The organism is Luteibacter sp. 9133, assembly GCF_000800155.1.
GTDB classification, from domain to species: Bacteria; Pseudomonadota; Gammaproteobacteria; order Xanthomonadales; family Rhodanobacteraceae; genus Luteibacter; species Luteibacter mycovicinus.
In genome coordinates this window covers 4,173,459-4,191,218 of sequence record NZ_JUHO01000001.1, presented here as the reverse complement: position 1 = coordinate 4,191,218, position 17,760 = coordinate 4,173,459, and the positions used below count along the sequence as shown (strand labels likewise).

The 17,760-nt window shown below is 65.2% G+C and carries 15 protein-coding genes; 14 read left to right on the top strand and 1 reads right to left on the bottom strand.

The window, feature by feature from the left end; all coding sequences use genetic code 11:
- The first annotated feature begins 3 nt into the window (after positions 1–3).
- The 3 genes from pbpC to FA87_RS18305 all read left to right on the top strand — a co-directional run bounded on the left by pbpC (position 4) and on the right by FA87_RS18305 (position 4,273).
- Positions 4–2,370 carry a penicillin-binding protein 1C gene (gene pbpC, locus FA87_RS18315; protein ID WP_043696568.1) on the top strand — a complete coding sequence of 789 codons (2,367 nt, stop codon included), beginning with the start codon at positions 4–6 and terminating at the stop codon, positions 2,368–2,370.
- 104 nt (positions 2,371–2,474) lie between these two features.
- The gene (locus FA87_RS18310) at positions 2,475–3,800 is read left to right on the top strand and encodes a PAS domain-containing methyl-accepting chemotaxis protein (protein WP_197062447.1); all 1,326 of its coding nucleotides are present in this window, start codon (positions 2,475–2,477) and stop codon (positions 3,798–3,800) included.
- A 47-nt stretch (positions 3,801–3,847) separates the two neighbouring features.
- The gene (locus FA87_RS18305; RefSeq protein WP_036109324.1) at positions 3,848–4,273 is read left to right on the top strand and encodes a VOC family protein; all 426 of its coding nucleotides are present in this window, start codon (positions 3,848–3,850) and stop codon (positions 4,271–4,273) included.
- On the opposite strand, the gene FA87_RS18300 is transcribed toward FA87_RS18305, so the two are convergent.
- Positions 4,243–5,040, bottom strand: coding sequence for a GAF domain-containing protein (locus FA87_RS18300; protein WP_197062446.1), 798 nt, complete (start codon positions 5,038–5,040; stop codon positions 4,243–4,245). The two genes, FA87_RS18305 and FA87_RS18300, sit on opposite strands and share 31 nt — an antisense overlap.
- Before the next feature lie 167 nt (positions 5,041–5,207).
- Between FA87_RS18300 and FA87_RS18295 the strand changes: the two genes are divergently transcribed.
- The 11 genes from FA87_RS18295 to trbG all read left to right on the top strand — a co-directional run bounded on the left by FA87_RS18295 (position 5,208) and on the right by trbG (position 17,750).
- Positions 5,208–5,972: an SDR family oxidoreductase gene (locus tag FA87_RS18295; RefSeq protein WP_036109326.1), complete on the top strand. Its 765-nt coding sequence runs from the start codon at positions 5,208–5,210 to the stop codon at positions 5,970–5,972.
- Between the two features lie 101 nt (positions 5,973–6,073).
- A complete protein-coding gene (locus tag FA87_RS18290) occupies positions 6,074–7,468 on the top strand; it encodes a sugar porter family MFS transporter (RefSeq protein WP_043696565.1) in 1,395 nt (464 codons plus the stop codon).
- A gap of 368 nt (positions 7,469–7,836) precedes the next feature.
- On the top strand, positions 7,837–8,382 hold the full coding sequence (locus FA87_RS18285) for a fimbrial protein (RefSeq protein ID WP_036109336.1): 546 nt from the start codon (positions 7,837–7,839) through the stop codon (positions 8,380–8,382).
- Positions 8,383–8,454: 72 nt separating this feature from the next.
- A complete protein-coding gene (locus FA87_RS18280) occupies positions 8,455–9,183 on the top strand; it encodes a fimbria/pilus periplasmic chaperone (protein ID WP_043696562.1) in 729 nt (242 codons plus the stop codon).
- Positions 9,180–11,777 (top strand): fimbria/pilus outer membrane usher protein, encoded by a 2,598-nt coding sequence (locus tag FA87_RS18275; RefSeq protein WP_043696559.1) that lies wholly within the window; start codon positions 9,180–9,182, stop codon positions 11,775–11,777. The genes FA87_RS18280 and FA87_RS18275 overlap by 4 nt, the downstream gene beginning before the upstream one ends.
- 100 nt (positions 11,778–11,877) lie before the next feature.
- Positions 11,878–12,846, top strand: coding sequence for a P-type conjugative transfer ATPase TrbB (gene trbB / locus FA87_RS18270; protein ID WP_043696558.1), 969 nt, complete (start codon positions 11,878–11,880; stop codon positions 12,844–12,846).
- A 19-nt stretch (positions 12,847–12,865) separates the two neighbouring features.
- The gene (locus FA87_RS18265; RefSeq protein WP_197062445.1) at positions 12,866–13,285 is read left to right on the top strand and encodes a TrbC/VirB2 family protein; all 420 of its coding nucleotides are present in this window, start codon (positions 12,866–12,868) and stop codon (positions 13,283–13,285) included.
- The gene (locus FA87_RS18260; RefSeq protein WP_043696555.1) at positions 13,285–13,596 is read left to right on the top strand and encodes a conjugal transfer protein TrbD; all 312 of its coding nucleotides are present in this window, start codon (positions 13,285–13,287) and stop codon (positions 13,594–13,596) included. The genes FA87_RS18265 and FA87_RS18260 overlap by 1 nt, the downstream gene beginning before the upstream one ends.
- The gene (locus FA87_RS18255) at positions 13,593–16,130 is read left to right on the top strand and encodes a VirB4 family type IV secretion/conjugal transfer ATPase (protein ID WP_043696553.1); all 2,538 of its coding nucleotides are present in this window, start codon (positions 13,593–13,595) and stop codon (positions 16,128–16,130) included. Before FA87_RS18260 ends, FA87_RS18255 begins: the two co-directional genes overlap by 4 nt.
- Complete coding sequence (locus tag FA87_RS18250; protein ID WP_052191438.1) at positions 16,127–16,843, top strand: VirB8/TrbF family protein; 717 nt, start codon at positions 16,127–16,129, stop codon at positions 16,841–16,843. Before FA87_RS18255 ends, FA87_RS18250 begins: the two co-directional genes overlap by 4 nt.
- A 10-nt stretch (positions 16,844–16,853) precedes the next feature.
- Complete coding sequence (trbG, locus tag FA87_RS18245) at positions 16,854–17,750, top strand: P-type conjugative transfer protein TrbG (protein ID WP_052191437.1); 897 nt, start codon at positions 16,854–16,856, stop codon at positions 17,748–17,750.
- The last annotated feature ends 10 nt before the right edge of the window (positions 17,751–17,760 follow it).

Here is a 17,760-nt window from a genome sequence, read left to right as displayed (position 1 = left end):
CTGATGAACCTTCTCAAGCGCCTCGCCCGGATCCCATGGCATAACGCCCTCGTGGCGTTGCTGCTCATCGCGATCGTCCCCGTGGCGTGTCGCCTCTGGCCCCACGAGCCCCTGCGCGCCTGGCTCCCCTCATCGACCGCCGTCTACGACGCCGACGGCCGGCTGCTCCGGCTTACCCTCGCCAGCGACGACCGTTACCGGCTCTGGGTTCCCTTGCAGGACATCTCGCCGCAACTCGTCGACGGCGTCCTGCTGCACGAAGACCGCTGGTTCCGCTGGCATCCGGGCGTCAGCGCCTGGGGCCTCGCGCGCGGCGCATGGGTCACCTACGTACGTCACGGCAATCCCCAGGGTGGTTCCACCATCACCATGCAGCTGGCGCGGCTGATCTGGCATCTGGATACGCGCAGCCCCGGCGGCAAACTGGTGCAGGCCGCGCGGGCGATGCAGCTGGAACTGCGGTACTCCAAACACGACATTCTCGAGGCATACCTCAATGCCGCGCCTTACGGCCGCAACGTGGAAGGCGTCGGCGCGGCCAGTCTCGCGTACTTCGGCAAGCCACCCGCACGACTCACCTTGCCCGAAGCGTTGACCCTCGCGGTCATTCCGCAGGAACCGTCGCGCGGTGTGCCCGGCACGGTCGGCGGGGCCACGGTGATCGACAGGGCGCTGAAGCAGTCGCGCGACCGGCTGTTCGCGCGTTGGGTGGCGAAGCGCCCGCAGGATGTCGCCGCGCGACCGCTCTTCGCCCTGCCGCTGAGCCTTCGCCCGCTGTCCCGGCTGCCTTTCGAGGCGCCGCATTTTGTCGAGCAGGTACTCGCCGAGCGTCGCCTCGATGGTGGCGACGACATGCGCGTGGTCACCACGCTGGATCTCGGACTTCAGCACAGCCTCGAGCTTCAGGTTCGCCAGTACGTCGAGCACGGTGGCGATCGCGGTATAAAAAATGCCGCGGCGATCCTGATCGACACGCGCGACATGGGGATCAAGGCGATGGTCGGCTCCGCCGACTATTTCGATTCCTCCATCCAGGGCCAGGTCAACGGCACGCAGGCAAAACGCTCGCCCGGATCCACCCTGAAGCCTTTCATCTATGCGCTGGGTTTCGATCAGGGCCTGCTGCATCCGGAAACGGTGTTACGTGACGTGCCGTCAGCGTTCGGTCCCTATACACCGGAAAACTTCGACGGTCGCTTTCTGGGCCCGGTGACCGCCACCCAGGCGCTGATCCGCAGCCGCAACATTCCCGCCGTGCAGATCGCCGCGAAGCTGGCCAGCCCCAACCTCTATCAGTTCCTGCACGATGCCGGCATCTCGCGCATGGCCAGCGAGAAACATTACGGCCTCGCTCTGGTCCTCGGCGGCGGTGAAGTCACCATGCAGGAACTGGGCGGTCTCTACGCCATGCTGGCCAACCGCGGCGAACTGCGGCCACTGCGCACGCTCGCCACCCAGCCACGTACGCAAGGCTCGCGTGTGCTGAGCGAGGAGGCCAGCTTCATGGTCATGGACATGCTGCGGCAGAACCCGCGCCCTGACGACGCGGTCGCCGCGCAACCCTCGCGCCTGCCCATCTACTGGAAGACCGGGACGTCATGGAGCTTCCGCGATGCATGGACCGCGGGCACCTTCGGGCCCTACGTGCTGGTCGTCTGGATCGGCAATTTCGACGGGGTGGGCAATCCGGCTTTCGTCGGCGTGGACGCCGCGGCACCGCTGTTCTTCCGCATTGCCGATGCCCTGCGCGCGGAACGGCCACGCCTCGCCGAGCCCGTCCGGCGCAACCCGCCGAACCTGCGCCGCGTGCCGATCTGCCTGGCCAGCGGCGACCTGCCCAACGCCTGGTGCCCGCAGGTGGGCAGCACCTGGTTCATTCCCGGCAAGTCGCCGATCCGCGTGAGTACCGTGCACCGTCCGGTGGTCATCGACACGGCGACGGGTCAGCCGGCGTGTCCGCCGTACGACCCGCAACGCACGCGTACCGAGGTGTATGAGTACTGGCCGTCGGATCTGGCTCGCGTCTTCGCCCAGGCGGGTCTGGCGCGGCGGACACCGCCCCCGCTGCCGGACTGCCAGGGCGGCGGCCAGCTGGTTGGCGATCCGCCCAGAATCACCTCGCCCCTGAAGGGCAGCACCTACCAGATCCGGGTCTCCCGCCTGGGTACGGAGCGCGTGGCGTTCACGGCGACGGCGGACGGCGCGTCGCGCATGCTGTACTGGTTCGTCGACGACGCTTACCTGGGCAGCGTCCCGAGCGGCCAGAGCCTGATGTGGGCCCCCGATCGCACCGGGCGATTCCTCGTCCGCGTGGTCGACGACCGGGGGCGTACGGACGCCCGCGAGCTGGGCATCGGCGCCGTGGAATAGGCGGCCTCGGCGAATCGCTGCGCGTTTCCGGCAGCGGGCGTTCAGGGCACCCCCCGGATCGTCGATAACGACGGTCTGAAGCTCAACAGGGGAGAACCGTCATCATGGCCATCGGAGTGTTTTCCGGCGTTCGCCGGATGTTCGTGAAAACGGATGCGTGCGCGCACGCCAAGCTGGAGGCGCTCGACCGGACTCAGGCGGTTATCGAGTTCGCCCTGGACGGCACCATTCTCAAGGCGAACCGCAACTTTCTCGATGCCATGGGTTACGCCCAGGGCACCGAGATCGTGGGTCGCCACCACCGCATCTTCGTGGACCCGGAGGACGCCGCCTCACCGGAATACGCCGCGTTCTGGAAGCGCCTCGGCTCCGGCGAGCCCGACATGGGCCTGTACCGCCGTCGCGGCAAGGACGGCCGTGAGGTCTGGATCCAGGCGAGCTACAACCCGGTGCTCAACGCGTTCGGCCGACCGGTCAAAGTCGTCAAGTTCGCCACCGACGTCACGGAGCAACGCCTGCGCGCCGCCGACATGGAAGGCCGGCTGGCAGCCATCGACAAGGCGCAGGCCGTGATCAGCTTCTCCCTGGAGGGCATCATCCTCGAGGCGAACGATAATTTCCTCGCCACCATGGGGTACGAGCGTGCCGACGTCATCGGCAGGCACCACCGCATGTTCGTCGATCAGGCCGATCGCGAAGGCTCCGACTACCTCGCTTTCTGGCAGAAACTGGGTCGTGGCGAATACGACTCGGGGCTATATCGCCGGGTCGACCATCGCGGTCGCGAAGTGTGGATACAGGGCAGTTACAACCCGATCTTCGACATGGCCGGCCGACCCTTCAAGGTGGTCAAGTACGCCACCGACGTCACCGCGCAGACGCGTGCCGCGCGCACCCTGCACGCGTCGCTCTCCGAACTGGCCGACACCGTGCCGGCGATCGCGGAGCAAGCCCGGGTCACCAACAACCTGGCCAACGCGGCCAGCCGCTCGGCGGTGGACGGGGGTGCGATGGTCGACGCGGTGATCTCCACCATGTCCGCGATCCAGAGTGGCGCACGTGACATCTCCGACATCGTCGCGATGATCGATTCGATCGCCTTCCAGACCAACATTCTGGCGCTCAACGCATCCATCGAAGCGGCGCGCTCCGGGGTCCATGGCCGTGGCTTCGCGGTGGTGGCCAACGAAGTACGCATGCTGTCCCAGCAGAGCGCCGAGTCGGCTCGCGACATTCGTGCGCTTATCGACGGGACGCTCGAGCGCGTCCGCGAAGGCAGCGAGCGCAGCGGGGAGGCCGGTGCGGCGATGCGCGACATCCTCAGCAATGTCGGTACCCTGCTCGAGCGCGTCTCCGATGTGGCGGTGGCGACGACCCAGCAGGCGGGCGGTATCGACAACGTCCGTCGCGCGGTGGCCGAACTGGCGTGACCCGGGGCGCGGCGTTACGGTAGGCGTCCCGGACCGGAGACCGCGCCATGCACAGCACGATCATTCCCTGCCTGCGCTACCGCGACGCCCTCGAGGCGATCGACTTCCTCTGCAAGGCGTTCGGCTTCGAGAAACAGGCCGTCTATGTCAACGCCGAGGACCAGGACGTCGTCGATCATGCCCAGCTGACCTATGGCGGCGGCATGGTAATGCTGGGTTCGGCACGGGATGACACGGCTTTCAGCAAGCACATGGTTCAGCCGGACGAGGTGGGCGGGCGCCAGACCCAGTGCGCCTGCGTGACGGTGCGCGATGTCCGCGCGCACTACGAAACGGCGAAAGCCGCCGGTGCCCACATCGTGAACGAGTACGAAGAGAAGGAATACGGCGGGGCGGGTTATTCGGCCCGCGACCCCGAAGGTCATCTCTGGTACTTCGGCAGTTACGACCCCTGGGTGTCGCCCGGGGGCTGATGCCAGCGCCTGCCGTGCTCGATCATGTGCAGCCGGATTTCGTCTTCCGCGATGGCGGCCAGTGCACGAAGACCGTTGGCTTCGAGCTCGCTGAGGCCACGGGGCACGTCGCCGAAGACACACAGGGTGCCCAGCACCTGGCCATCCGGCGCGTGCAGCGGGTGGCCGGCGTAAAAGCGGATATGCGGGTCGCCCGTCACCAGCGGGTTGCGCTGGAAACGCTCATCGCTACAGGCGTCTTCCACCACCAGAATGTCCTCCCCCAGGATCGCATGACTGCAGATCGCCCAGCCGCGCGGCGTCTCCTCGGGGGCGAGACCCTGGCGCGACTTGAACCACTGCCGCCGCGAGGTAAGCAGGGCAATCGCGGCCGTGGGCGCACCGGTCATCTGGCAGGCCAGCCAGGTGATACGGTCGAAGACCGGATCCTGCGCGGTGTCGAGCAGCCCGCTGCGCGCCACTGAGCGCAGACGTCGTGCCTCGTCCGCGGGAACCGGATAATCGGGGTGACGCGCCGGACGGAGCTCTTCCGGCAGGGTCAACGGTGACTCGCCCGGGGGTGCCATGCGCTCCTCGAGCAGGGCCAGCACGGCACTGCGCCGCATGCGCCGATGACCGCCGGGGGTCTTCCACGAGGTCAGTGCGCCCCCTTCGATCCATTTCTGAGCGGTGCTCACGGAAATGCCAAGCAACTCCGCGGCGTCGCGCGTCGTCACGGTGGGATCATCGGGCGAATCGGGAGGAATGCGGTCGTTCAAGGCAGCCACGTACGTAGTTCATTCAACTGTTTGAAACTACCACAGGCGATGCCCCGACTCGCTTGTCGAAAACACCGCGTTTGAGTGGCGTTCTGTTGCGTGAGCAAAGACATACACGACAACGGCGTGAGCTCTGGTATACGCGGCGGATCGATTTTCGCCCATGGAGCCATCGCATGACCTCGTTCGCCACGTATCCCAGCCTCGTCGATCGTACCGTCGTCATTACCGGGGGTGCCAGCGGCATCGGTGCCTCGTTCGTCGAGCACTTTGCGGCCCAGGGCGCGAAAACCGCCTTCCTCGACGTGGCGGCCGATGCGGGCGAAGCGCTCGCGGAGCGCCTCGGCGGTGCGCGCCACCGGCCCCGTTTCCTGCGTTGCGACCTGTCGGACGTCGAGGCGCTCCGCGGAGCGATCGCCACGGTCCGCGCGGACCTCGGCCCGGTGGGCGTGCTGGTCAACAACGCGGCAAACGACGTGCGCCATGACATCTCGGACACCACTCCGGAGGAATTCGACCGCAGCATGGCCACGAACCTGCGACACCAGTACTTCGCCACGCAGGCGATCCTGCCGGATATGCGTAGCCTGGGCGGTGGCTCGGTGATCTGCCTCGGCTCGACGGGCTGGATGAAGAAGAACGCCGGCTACCCCATGTACGCGACCGCCAAGGCAGCCATCGAAGGTTTCGTCTATGGCATGGCCCGGGAACTCGGTCGCGATCGTATCCGGATCAACTGTCTGGTGCCGGGCTGGGTCATCACGGACAAGCAGCGCGAGATGTGGCTCGACGAAGAGGGGGAGGAGGAGATTCGCCGCGTGCAATGCCTGCCGGGTCACCTGATGCCCGAGGATCTGGCGCGGGCGGCCCTTTTTCTGGCGGCCGACGACAGCCGCATGTGTACCGGACAGAACTTCATCGTGGACGGCGGATGGGTCTGAAGCGCGGCATAACGTCTCACCCAGAGGCGACGCGACGCATACAGGTCGAACACATGTCGAGGCATCCAATTCAGGTTTCACATACCTGAAGGAACGACCCCATGGACGCCCCCATTCAGCAAGAGGTCGCCGCCGCGCATCCCAAGGCGGCGATCGTCACGACCTGTATCCTCGCGGCGCTCGCCGGCCTCATGTTCGGCCTCGACATCGGCGTGATCTCCGGCGCCACGCAGTTCATCCAGGCGGAGTTCAAGGTCAGCGATCACATGATCGAATGGATCGTCAGCTCGATGATGGCTGGCGCGGCGATCGGCGCGCTGGGTGCCGGCTGGATGTCGGCATCCCTGGGCCGCAAGCGCTCGCTGATCTTCGCGGGTATCGTTTTCATCGCCGGGTCGCTCTTCTGCGCCGTCGCATGGTCGCCCGCGATCCTGATCGTGGCTCGCCTGGTCCTGGGCGTCGCTATCGGTGTCGCCACCTTCACTGCGCCGCTGTATCTTGCGGAAGTAGCGCCGGAAAAGATTCGCGGCGCGATGATCTCCACCTACCAGCTGATGATCACCACGGGCATCCTGCTGGCCTTCCTTTCCGACACGGCCTTCAGCGCCAGCGGTAACTGGCGCTGGATGCTCGGCATCATCGCGGCGCCTGGCGTGCTCTTTCTCATCGGCCTGTTCTTCCTGCCCGACAGCCCGCGCTGGCTGCTGATGCGCGGTCGTCGTGAGGATGCGCAGATCGTCCTCGCGAAACTCCGCGGCGATGAGGTGGTGGTCAAAAAGGAAATCGCGGCGATCGACGAGCAGCTCAAGACGAAGCAGCACGGCTGGAGCATGTTCAAGGAGAACGCCAATTTTCGTCGCTCCGTCGGCCTGGGCGTGCTCCTGCAGGCGGTCCAGCAGTTCACTGGTATGAACGTGGTGATGTACTACGCGCCGCGCATCTTCAAGGACATGGGTTACGACACGCACGCGCAGATGTGGTTCACCGCGGCGGTTGGCCTGACGAATGTTCTTGCTACGCTGATCGCCTTCGCTTTCGTCGACCGGCTGGGCCGCAAGCCGATTCTGTATGCCGGCTTCACCATCATGGCGGTGGGCCTGGGCGTGGTGGGAACCATGATGGGTCTGGGCATCAACTCGCGCGGCGAGCAGTTCTTCACCGTGGGCATGCTTCTGGTCTTCATCGTCGGCTTCGCGATGTCCGCCGGCCCGCTGATCTGGACGCTGTGTTCGGAAGTCCAGCCCCTGAAGGGACGCGACTTCGGTATCGCCGCGTCGACGTTCACCAACTGGGTCACCAACATGATCGTCGGTGCCACGTTCCTGAGCCTGCTCAGCGGTATCGGCAACGCCCAGACCTTCTGGCTGTACGCGGCGCTCAATGCGCTCTTCATTTTCGTCACCTTCTTCCTGGTGCCGGAGACCAAGGGCGTCACCCTCGAGCAGATCGAACGCAACCTGATGAGCGGCAAGCCGTTGCGCAAGATCGGTCAATAAACAACGTCATCCGGTAGGAGCGCGCCTTGCGCGCGAAAAGCCAACGGAGCGGTGAAGGTGTACCGCGTCTGCGCTTCGTTGGCTTTTCGCGCGCAGGGCGCGCTCCTACATGGCGTCGTTCGCCTAACACGTCGTGAGACGTCGTGTCATGAGAATCGCGCCCATTCCAGGCCGCCGGCGTACGATAGATCCGAAAAAAATCGGATTTTTGAGTTTTATTCCATATGCCATGTCGGAGATATCCGACAGACTTCTCAGAGCGCTCGCGTAGTCGAGCTCGGCTGCGTGATGCGCGGGGTGACCCCGTGTCTCCCCAGGCCGGCGGTCCCGTCGGGACCGTTTCTCAAGATCTGAAAAGGGTTAATTGGATGAACCTCAAAGCAATTACTTCCGCGCTGCTCATCGCGGGTCTCGCCGCTCCGTCGGCATTCGCCTCGACGGGCACCGTCACGTTCACCGGTTCCATCACCAACGTCACCTGCACGGTCGACGGCGGTGCGCCGGGCAACGGCCCGGACTTCACCGTCAACATCGGTGCGGTCAACGCGGCCGACTTCGCCAACGTCGGCGATACCTCGGGTAACACGGGCTACCGCATCTACATTGGTAAAGCCGGCGAAACCACCTGCGCGGATGGAACGAAGGTGTGGGCGAGCTACGATACCGGCTCGACGGTGGATCCGGCCACGGGCGCGCTGAAGACCGTCGGCGCCGCGACGGGTGTGCAGATTCGTCTGTTCGACAAGAACGGTCAGCCGATCGACATCTGGAACGACAAGCAGGATGGCGTCAAGGAAGTCGTCGTCGGCAACCAGGCTCTGCTGGCCTATTCGGCTTCGTACCAGCGCACGGGAAACATCACGGCGGGTGACGCCAACAGCTCGGTGACCTACACCGTCCGCTTCGAGAACTAAGGAAGGAAGTCGACCGCCGGCCTGGCCGGCGGTCGCACTGTTTACGTGAAGGAACGACTCCGGATGCACGCAATGAAATGGAATATCGGCTTGCCGTCGTGTGTGCTTGCCGCGCTGCTGCTGCTCGCCTCCATGCCCGCCGGGGCGGGCGTGGTCATGAATGCGACACGCTATGTCTATCAGGCCGGCGAGAGGGAGATCGCCGTCAAACTGACCAACAAGGGTACGCTGCCCGTGCTTGCCCAGGCATGGATCGACGACGGTGACGCGCGGTCCACGCCCGAGCACGTCGACGTGCCGTTCAACCTGACTCCGCCTATCTCACGCGTCGAGTCGGGCAAATCGCAAACTCTCCGCATCTCGTTCACCGAAGGGACGGTGCCGGACGATCGTGAATCGCAGTTCTGGCTCAACGTCCTCGAAGTGCCACCCAAGGCCGAGAGCACCGGTGACGCCAATACGATCCAGCTCGCTTTCCGTTACCGCCTCAAACTGTTTTATCGCCCCAAAGGCCTGAAGGGCTCGGCCGCCGCGGCCGCGGAGAACCTGTCGTGGGGCTTGTCGCGCGACGGGATATTGTCGGTCACCAACCACAGTGACTATCACGTCAGCCTCAACGAGCTTCGCCTCGTTTCCGGGAGCGAGACCATGGAGGCGGAGCCCTTGTCGATCGCTCCGCACGCATCGCTCTCGCCGCCGCTGCCGAAGCCGCTGAAAGCGGCTCGTGTCGACGTGCGTTACCAGAGCATCAACGACTATGGCGGCTTCGTGCCGCACAGCACGACGATCGACGCACGATGATCACCGCTGTCCGTCGCCCACGGCTGCCCCGGCGGCCGCTTGCTGTCGCCTTCGCGCTGGCCGGTTGCGCCTCGGCGGACGCGGCCGCCCTCTATCCGGGTGCGCCGCAAGCCGCGTTCAATCCCGACTTCATCCACTCCACCGGTGGTGCGATCGACCTGTCCCGCTTCGAGCGGGGCAATGTGACGCTGCCCGGCGTCTATCAGCCTCACATCCTGCTCAACGGCGAGCCGGTGCCCGGCACCTACGACATCGTCTTCCGTGAGATCGCGGGGAGCGAGAGCGCCAGGCCGTGCTTCGACCGGCCGACGCTTCTGCGTCTCGGGCTCGATACGGAAAAACTCGAAGCGCGCCGTGTCGGCGACATACCCGCACACGATGCGACCTGCGGAACGCTGGACACGATCGTGCCGGGCGCGACGGTCGATTTCGACGAATCCGAACAGATCCTGCGCGTGACCTTGCCGCAGGCCTTTCTCGCCTCACGGCCGCGTGGCTATGTCGCGCCCGAACTCTGGGACGCCGGCGAAAACGCCGCGATGCTCAACTACAACGCCAACACCTATCGCATACGCACGCAGGGGCGGCAGTCGACGGCCAGCTACGTCGGCGTGAATGCGGGCGTCAATCTCGGTGGCTGGCGTATCCGGCACAACGGGGGCCTGGCGGTATCCGCCGGCCGACGCCAATGGCGCAACACGCTGGTGCATGCGCAACACGACCTCACCGATCTGCGCGCCCAGCTCACCGTCGGCGAAACCTATACCGCGGGTGACATTCTCGACAGCGTGCGCATCCGCGGGCTTGGCATCGCCAGCGATCAGCGCATGCTGCCCGCGTCGCAGCGCGGCTACGCGCCAGTTATTCGCGGCGTAGCCGAGGGCAATGCGCAGGTCACCGTTCGCCAGAACGGCTACGTCATCCACAGCAGCACGGTGGCCCCCGGTCCGTTCGAGATCGACGACCTCTACCCCACGGGCTACGGCAGCGACCTCGAAGTCACCGTGACCGAAGCGGATGGCCGCACGAAGACGTCGCTGGTGCCCTATACGGCCGTACCCCAGATGCTGCGCGAGGGCACATCGCGCTTTGCCTTCTGGGCGGGGCAGGTGGACGAGGCGTCCGTCCCGGAAACACCGTTCATCGCCCAGGCGACGATGCAGTACGGCGCGACCGTCAACAGCACGCTGTACGCGGGAGGTACGTTGTCGAACAGTTACGCCGCCGGCCTGATCGGCGCGGCGATGAATCTTCCCTTCGGCGCCGTGGCGCTGGATGTGACCGGCTCGCGCGCCGCGTCGCGTTCCGGCCGCGTACATCGCGGGCTGAGCACGCGGCTGCGCTACAGCCGCACGCTGGCCGCGACGGGTACGAGCTTCGGTGTCGCCGCGTATCGATTCTCCACCCGCGACTATCTGGGTGTGACGGACGCGGCCCGCCTGCGCTCGCGTCTCCGACGTGGCATCACGGGCGACCCCGTGGGCGGTGAGCGCAGCCGCTTCGACGCCAACCTCGGCCAGACCGTGGGAACGGGGCGGCTCTCCCTCACCGGCTCCGTCGTCGACTACTGGGGGAGTCGGTCTCGGGGGCTCGATTACACCCTGGGATATGCGGGCTCGTTGCGCTCGGCTTTCTACAACGTGTCATTGCAACGCTCCCGTGTCGGCAGCGCACTGGGCGGCGTTTTCAGCGGCCGCCCGCGCGGTGGCACGGACACCGTGCTCTACGTGTCGTTCAACGTGCCGCTGGGCCGTGCGGCGGCGGCACCGAACGTCGGGCTGTCGTACAACCGGAGCAACGCAGGCGATGGCGCGCTGACGGCGAACATCAACGGCAGGGTCGCCGGCGACGACGACCTGACCTATGCGCTGGCGGCGAGCCGTATCGAATCGCCCCGGCGGGCCGCGCGCAACACCGGTTCGGCCAACCTTGCCTATCGTGGCTACGCCGGTGTCTACCGCGCGGGCGTCAGTCGCTCCGGCGCTGGCTCGAGCCAGTATGCGCTGGGCGCGACGGGCGCCGTGCTGGCCCACCGCGACGGCATCACGTTCACCCAGGAACTGGGCGAAACCAATGCCATCGTTCACGCGCCGGGAGCCGCGGGCGCGCGCATCGAGAGCCACAGCGGCGTACGTCTCGATCGCCACGGCAACGCGGTGGTCCGGGGGCTGCAACCGTACCAGCTGAATCACGTCGCGATCGACCCGCGCGGGGCGTCGCACGACGTTCATCTGCACAGCACGAGTGAGGCGGTGGCGCCACGCGCGGGAGCGATCGCGCGGCTCGACTACGAGACCGAGCAGGCGAAGGCGGTGCTCATCCACGCCACCCAGCCCGGGGGCGCCCCATTGCCCTTTGGTGCGTCCGTCTTCGACGAAGGCGGAAAGGCGGTGGGCGTCGTGGGTCAGGGCAGCAAGATCTTCACGCGCGGTGCGCCGGCAGGAGCACGCCTGCGCGTCAGCTGGCCAGGCGGCGGCTGCCGTATCGCCTTGCCATCGTCGCTCGAAAGCCTGCCCTTGCACGGCCTGCATCGTGCGGTGAGATCGCCCTGCGAAGAGGAGGCAGAGATCGCAAGCCGCGATAACGCGTCCTGACGAAACGAACCGAGGTACGGGCAGGGAACGCGCCCGAGACAGAACCGCGTCGCGGTGCGACCACGAGGGTCGCCCCGACGCCACCAGCGACACCATCACCATGGAACAGGGACATGCCGGCGGTCACTCCGCCGTGTTGCGCGAACGGGCGCGCGAAAAACTGATGCGGGATCTCGGCGACTCCTTTCTCAGCGCCTTCGCCGACCCGAAGACCATTGAAATCATGCTCAACGCCGATCACCGCCTGTGGCAGGAGCGCCTCGGTGAGGGCATGCGTTGTATCGGCACGATGCGCCCCAGTCAGTCGGAGGCGATCATCAAGACCACGGCCGGGTATTACGGTAAGGAGATCACGCGCGCACAGCCGGTGCTGGAGTCCGAATTCCCGCTGGACGGTTCGCGCTTCGCCGCGCAATTGCCGCCCATCGTGGCGGCGCCGACCTTCGCACTGCGTAAGAAGGCGGTGTCGATCTTCAGTCTGGCGCAGTACGTTGCCGACGGCGCGATGTCAGCGGCGCACCGCGAGGTGCTGCTCGACGCCATCCGCCTGCACCGGAACATCCTCGTCATCGGCGGCACCGGTTCGGGCAAGACGACGCTGATCAACGCCATCATCCGCGAGATGGTCGAGCTCGATAAGCGCGAGCGCGTCTTCATCATCGAGGACACCGGCGAGATCCAGTGCGCCGCCGAGAACTTCGTGCAGTACCGCACCTCGTACGAAGTCGGCATGACCCAGTTGCTTCGCACCTCGTTACGCATGCGCCCGGATCGCATCCTGGTCGGCGAGGTGCGTGGGCCGGAGGCGCTCGATCTGCTGATGGCGTGGAACACCGGCCACGAAGGCGGCGCCGCCACGCTGCACGCCAACGATGCGCGAGCCGGGCTGTCGCGGCTGGCGATGCTCATCAGCATGCATCGGGATGCACCACGCCCGATCGAGCCGCTGATCGGCGAATCGGTCCATTTGCTCGTTCACATCACGCGTACCCCGAGCGGCCGTCGCGTCCAGGAAATCGTTGCCGTGGATGGCTACGAGGATGGGCGTTATGTGCTGCGTCATCTCTAACTCGAATATGGAGGAAACAATGTCGAATGAAGTCCGGGCACCTATGCGCGGCAAGTTGTACGCAATCGTCGCGATATCGCTCGCAATGTGTCTCTACGCGATACCTTGCTTCGCCGCTGGCGAAACGGATGTGCTTCCGTACGAGAAAGGTATGGAGGTCTTCTATGATTCGATGACCGGTCCGGTGCCGTTCGTGATCTCTCTGGTCGGCATCATCGGTTGCGGAGCCATGCTTATATTCGGAGGCGAGATCAGTGGCTTCCTTCGGACGATGGTCTTCATCATTCTGGTAGTGGCGGTCATCGTCCAGGCGGGCTCGGTCGTCACGATGCTGGGCGGCAAGTGGGCAACCAAAGCGCAGGGCGTAGGGCGGGTTGGTCCGTACCAAAGAGGCGTCGACGTAGTCGTGGGAACTTACCTCCGCGAAACGGTGGCGTAATGGCGATCCGCACCGTCCCGATTCGTCGCGCAGGAAACCGTGACAACCTGGTGCTGGGAGGAGACCGCGAACTGGTCATGTTCAGCGGGCTTACCGCCGCTGCACTCATTTTTTCAGCGCAGGAGATGAAAGCGGGCGTCTTCGGTACGTTGTTGTGGTTCGGGGCCTTGTACGCCTTCCGCCTGATGGCCAAAGCCGACCCCAAGATGCGCAAGGTCTACCTGCGGCAACGCCGCTATCGGGAGTACTACCCCCCGCGTTCGACGCCGTTCCGTACGAACGGACCGGCCGAGGAGGCGCAGTACCGATGATGGTGTGGATCATCGCGGGGATGGCGATCGTGGTCGCCATCCTCGTCACCCTGCTGTTGCTGCGCATCCGGCGTCTGGATGCGGAGCCCAGGCTCAACCATTACCGCCCGCACGGGCAGGCCGTGTCGGACCTGCTCAACTACGCGGCCGTGGTCGACGATGGTGTGATCGTGTGCAAGAACGGTGCGCTGATGGCGGCGTGGGTGTTCACGGGCGACGACGCGGCCAGCAGCACCGACGAGCAGCGCGAAGCGGTTTCCATGCGGGTCAATCAGGCCTTGTCGCGTCTGGGCAACGGCTGGATGTTGCACGTGGACGCCGTCCGGCGCCCCGCGCAGGACTATGCGGACGCCGGCCGTTCGGCGTTCCCGGACCCGGTATCCGCCGCCATCGACGAAGAACGGCGGCGTCTGTTCCGCAGTCTGGGAACGACGTACGAGGGCTATCTGGTGATGACCCTCACCTGGTTCCCGCCGCAGGTAGCCCAGCGAAAGTTCGTCGAGATGATGTTCGACGACGACACCGAAGTGGCGGGAAAGGCGGAGCGTACCTATAGCCTCATCGCCGACTTCCAGCGGGAGTGCCGCAGCTTCGAGAGCCGCCTGTCCGGCGTCTTCCGCATGGATCGGCTCAAGGGCAACCGGCATACCACCGAGGAAGGGCGGGAGGAAGTCCATGACGACTTCCTGCGCTGGCTGCAGTACTGCGTGACAGGCCTGGATCATCCGATCGCGCTGCCGGCCAATCCGGTCTACGTGGACGCGCTGGTCGGCGGTCAGGAAATCTGGGCGGGCGTGGCGCCGCGTATCGGCCGGCGGTTCGTGCAGGTGGTGGCGATCGAGGGATTTCCGCTGGAATCCTATCCCGGGATCCTGGCCTCGCTGGCCGAACTGCCGAGTGCCTACCGCTGGTCCAACCGCTTCATATTCATGGACCCGCACGAAGCCCTTCGCGAAATGGAGAAGTTCCGCAAGAAGTGGCGACAGAAGGTGCGTGGCTTCTTCGACCAGATCTTTCAGACCAGCACCGGCTCCGTGAACTACGACGCGCTGTCGATGATGCACGACGCCGAGGCGGCGATCGCGGAGATCAACAGCGGGCTCGTCGCGCAGGGTTACTACACCAGCGTGGTCGTCGTGTCCGACGACGACCGGTCCAGACTGGAGCGCTCGGTGCGCCAGGTCGAGAAGGCGATCAATGCGCGCGGTTTCGCGGCGCGCGTCGAGACCGTCAACACGATGGATGCCCTACTCGGCAGCATGCCGGGACACGGCGTGGAGAACGTGCGCCGGCCGCAGATCAATACGCTGAACCTCGCCGACCTGTTGCCGTCGTCCACGATATGGACGGGGCAGGCGGAAGCCCCGTGCCCGATGTATCCGCCATCGTCGCCGCCGCTGATGCAATGCGTGACGCAGGGGGCGACGCCGTTTCGCCTCAATCTGCATGTCAACGATCTGGGCCACACCTTTCTGTTCGGTCCGACGGGTTCCGGTAAGTCGACTCACCTCGGCCTGATCGCGGCACAGCTGCGCCGTTATCGCGGCATGTCGCTCTACTGCTTCGACAAGGGCCTGTCACTGTATCCACTGGCCAGGGCATGCGGCGGGCTGCACTTCGATGTGGGCGGTGACGACGAGACGCTGGCCTTCTGTCCCCTGCAGTTCCTGACGACCAAGTCGGACCGGGCGTGGGCCATGGAGTGGATCGACAGCATGCTGGCCTTGAACGGCGTTCAGACCACGCCGGCACAGAGAAACGAGATCGGCAACGCGCTCACCGCCATGCACCGCTCGGGTGCGACCACGCTGTCGGAGTTCGTGCTGATGATTCAGGACGAAGCCATTCGTGAAGCCCTGAGGATATATACGGCGGACGGCGCCATGGGGCACTTGCTCGATGCCGCCCAGGACGGCCTCCGCCTGTCCGATTTCGCGGTGTTCGAGATCGAGGACCTGCTGAACCTCGGCGACAAGTTCGTGCTGCCGGTGCTGCTTTATCTGTTCCGGCGCATCGAGACATCGCTGACCGGGCAGCCCGCGGCGATCATTCTCGACGAGGCATGGCTGATGCTTGGGCATCCGGTATTCCGGGCCAAGATCCGCGAGTGGCTCAAGGTGCTGCGCAAGTCCAACTGCATCGTGATCATGGCGACGCAAAGCCTGTCCGATGCCGCGAACTCCGGAATCCTCGACGTCATCGTCGAATCGACGGCGACCAGAATCTTCCTGCCCAATCCCTTCGCCCGGGACGATGACGCGACGGCACTCTACCGGCGCATGGGTCTGAACACCCGGCAGATCGAGATCCTCGCGACCGCCGTACAGAAGCGGCATTACTACTACATGTCGGACAAGGGGCGTCGCCTCTACGACCTCGCACTCGGTCCGCTCGCGCTGGCCTTCATCGGCCACACCGATCGTGAATCCATCGCGACCATCCGCACGCTGGAAAGTCGTCACGGCGATGCCTGGGTACACCCGTGGCTGGAGCTCAAAGGTCTGCGTCTCGAGGACTACGGAGTCATCTCATGAAACAGGGAAAAAGAGTGGGGAGCCTCCGTCCCACCACGGCGACAGGGCTTGCCCATCCGTATCTCAACGCGCGTCGTACCTGGAATTCCCACGTCGGCAGCCTGATCGCGTCGCGCACGCTGTGGCAGGCGGTGGCGCTGATCAGCCTGCTGATCGTCCTCGCCGCCGTCGGCGGGGTGGTCTATATCGGCAGCCAGTCGAAGTTCGTTCCGTACGTGATCGAAGTGAACAAGCTGGGCGAAGCGATGTCCGTGGCGCCCGCCGACAAGGCCGCGAAGATCGATCAGCGCGTGATTCGCGCCTCGGTCGCGGAGTTCATCGTCAACGCGCGCACGGTGACGCCGGATATCGCGATGCAACGCCGGGCTATCTTCAAGGTGTATGCGCTGATGAATGCCGGAAGCGCGTCGACGCGGAAAATGACGGCGTGGCTCAACGGCAATCCGGAAACCAACCCGTTCAAGCGAGCGGAAAAGCAGACCGTGAACGTCGAGATCGTCTCCGCGATCCCGCAGACCGCGACGACCTGGCAGGTGGACTGGATCGAAACGCAGCGCTCACGCAGGGGCGATGTACAGGGCAAGCCGTATCGCATGCGTGCGCTGCTCAACGTCGAGACGAGGCCGATCGCAAGCGATATCAACGAGGAGCAACTGCGCCTCAATCCGCTGGGTATTTATATCTCGGACTACTCCTGGTCCAAGCAGTTCTGACGGGCACGACATGAAAACAGCAGCTACTCTCGCCGCACTGGCGTGGCTCGTACCGAGCCTTGCCATGGCCACCACCGAGACGGATCTCGCCAACCAGTTCTTTTCCGCGGACAACCCGAAGCTGACCGCGCAGGAGAAGGCCGGGCTCGACATCTCCCGAAAGTGGATCGCTAGCACGTCCGCCTCCGTCAAGCCGGTGGCGGGACCCGACGGGAGCGTACGCTTTCTGTTCGGCCAGTCGCAGCCGAGCATCGTCTGCGCCGTCATGCAGGTCTGCGACGTCGAACTCGAGCCGGGCGAGCAGGTGAGCTCGGTGAACCTCGGCGACGCGGTACGCTGGCTGGTCGAGCCTGCGCTGTCGGGCGCAGGCGCGACCTCCGTCCAGCATCTGGTGATCAAACCGCTCGACGTCGGGCTGGAGACATCGCTCATGGTGACGACCGACCGGCGCACGTATCACCTGCGTCTGCGCTCGCACCGTACGGAATACATGCCACGTGTGGCCTTCTCCTACCCGGCTTCCGTGGACGCCAAATGGGCGGCGATGAAACGCCAGGCCGCGGCCACGCAGGCCGTGAAGCCAGCGGTCGGGGAAAAGAAGGAATACCTGGGCGACCTGGACTTCGGCTACCGGGTCAGTGGCAATGCGCCGTTCAAGCCCGCGCGCGTCTACAACGACGGCGTGAAGACGATCATCGAGATGCCTTCGACGTTCTCGCAAGGGGAGGCGCCCACGCTCCTTGTCGTGCGCGAGAGCGGCAGCCTGTTCCGGAAGGATGAAGAGGTGATGGTCAATTACCGCCTGCAGGACGGGCGTTACATCGTCGATACGCTGTTCAAGAAAGCCGTTCTGGTGGCGGGCGTCGGCATGGCGCAACGCAAGATCGTCATCGAGCGGCGTGGGTGAGCCAGCGGAT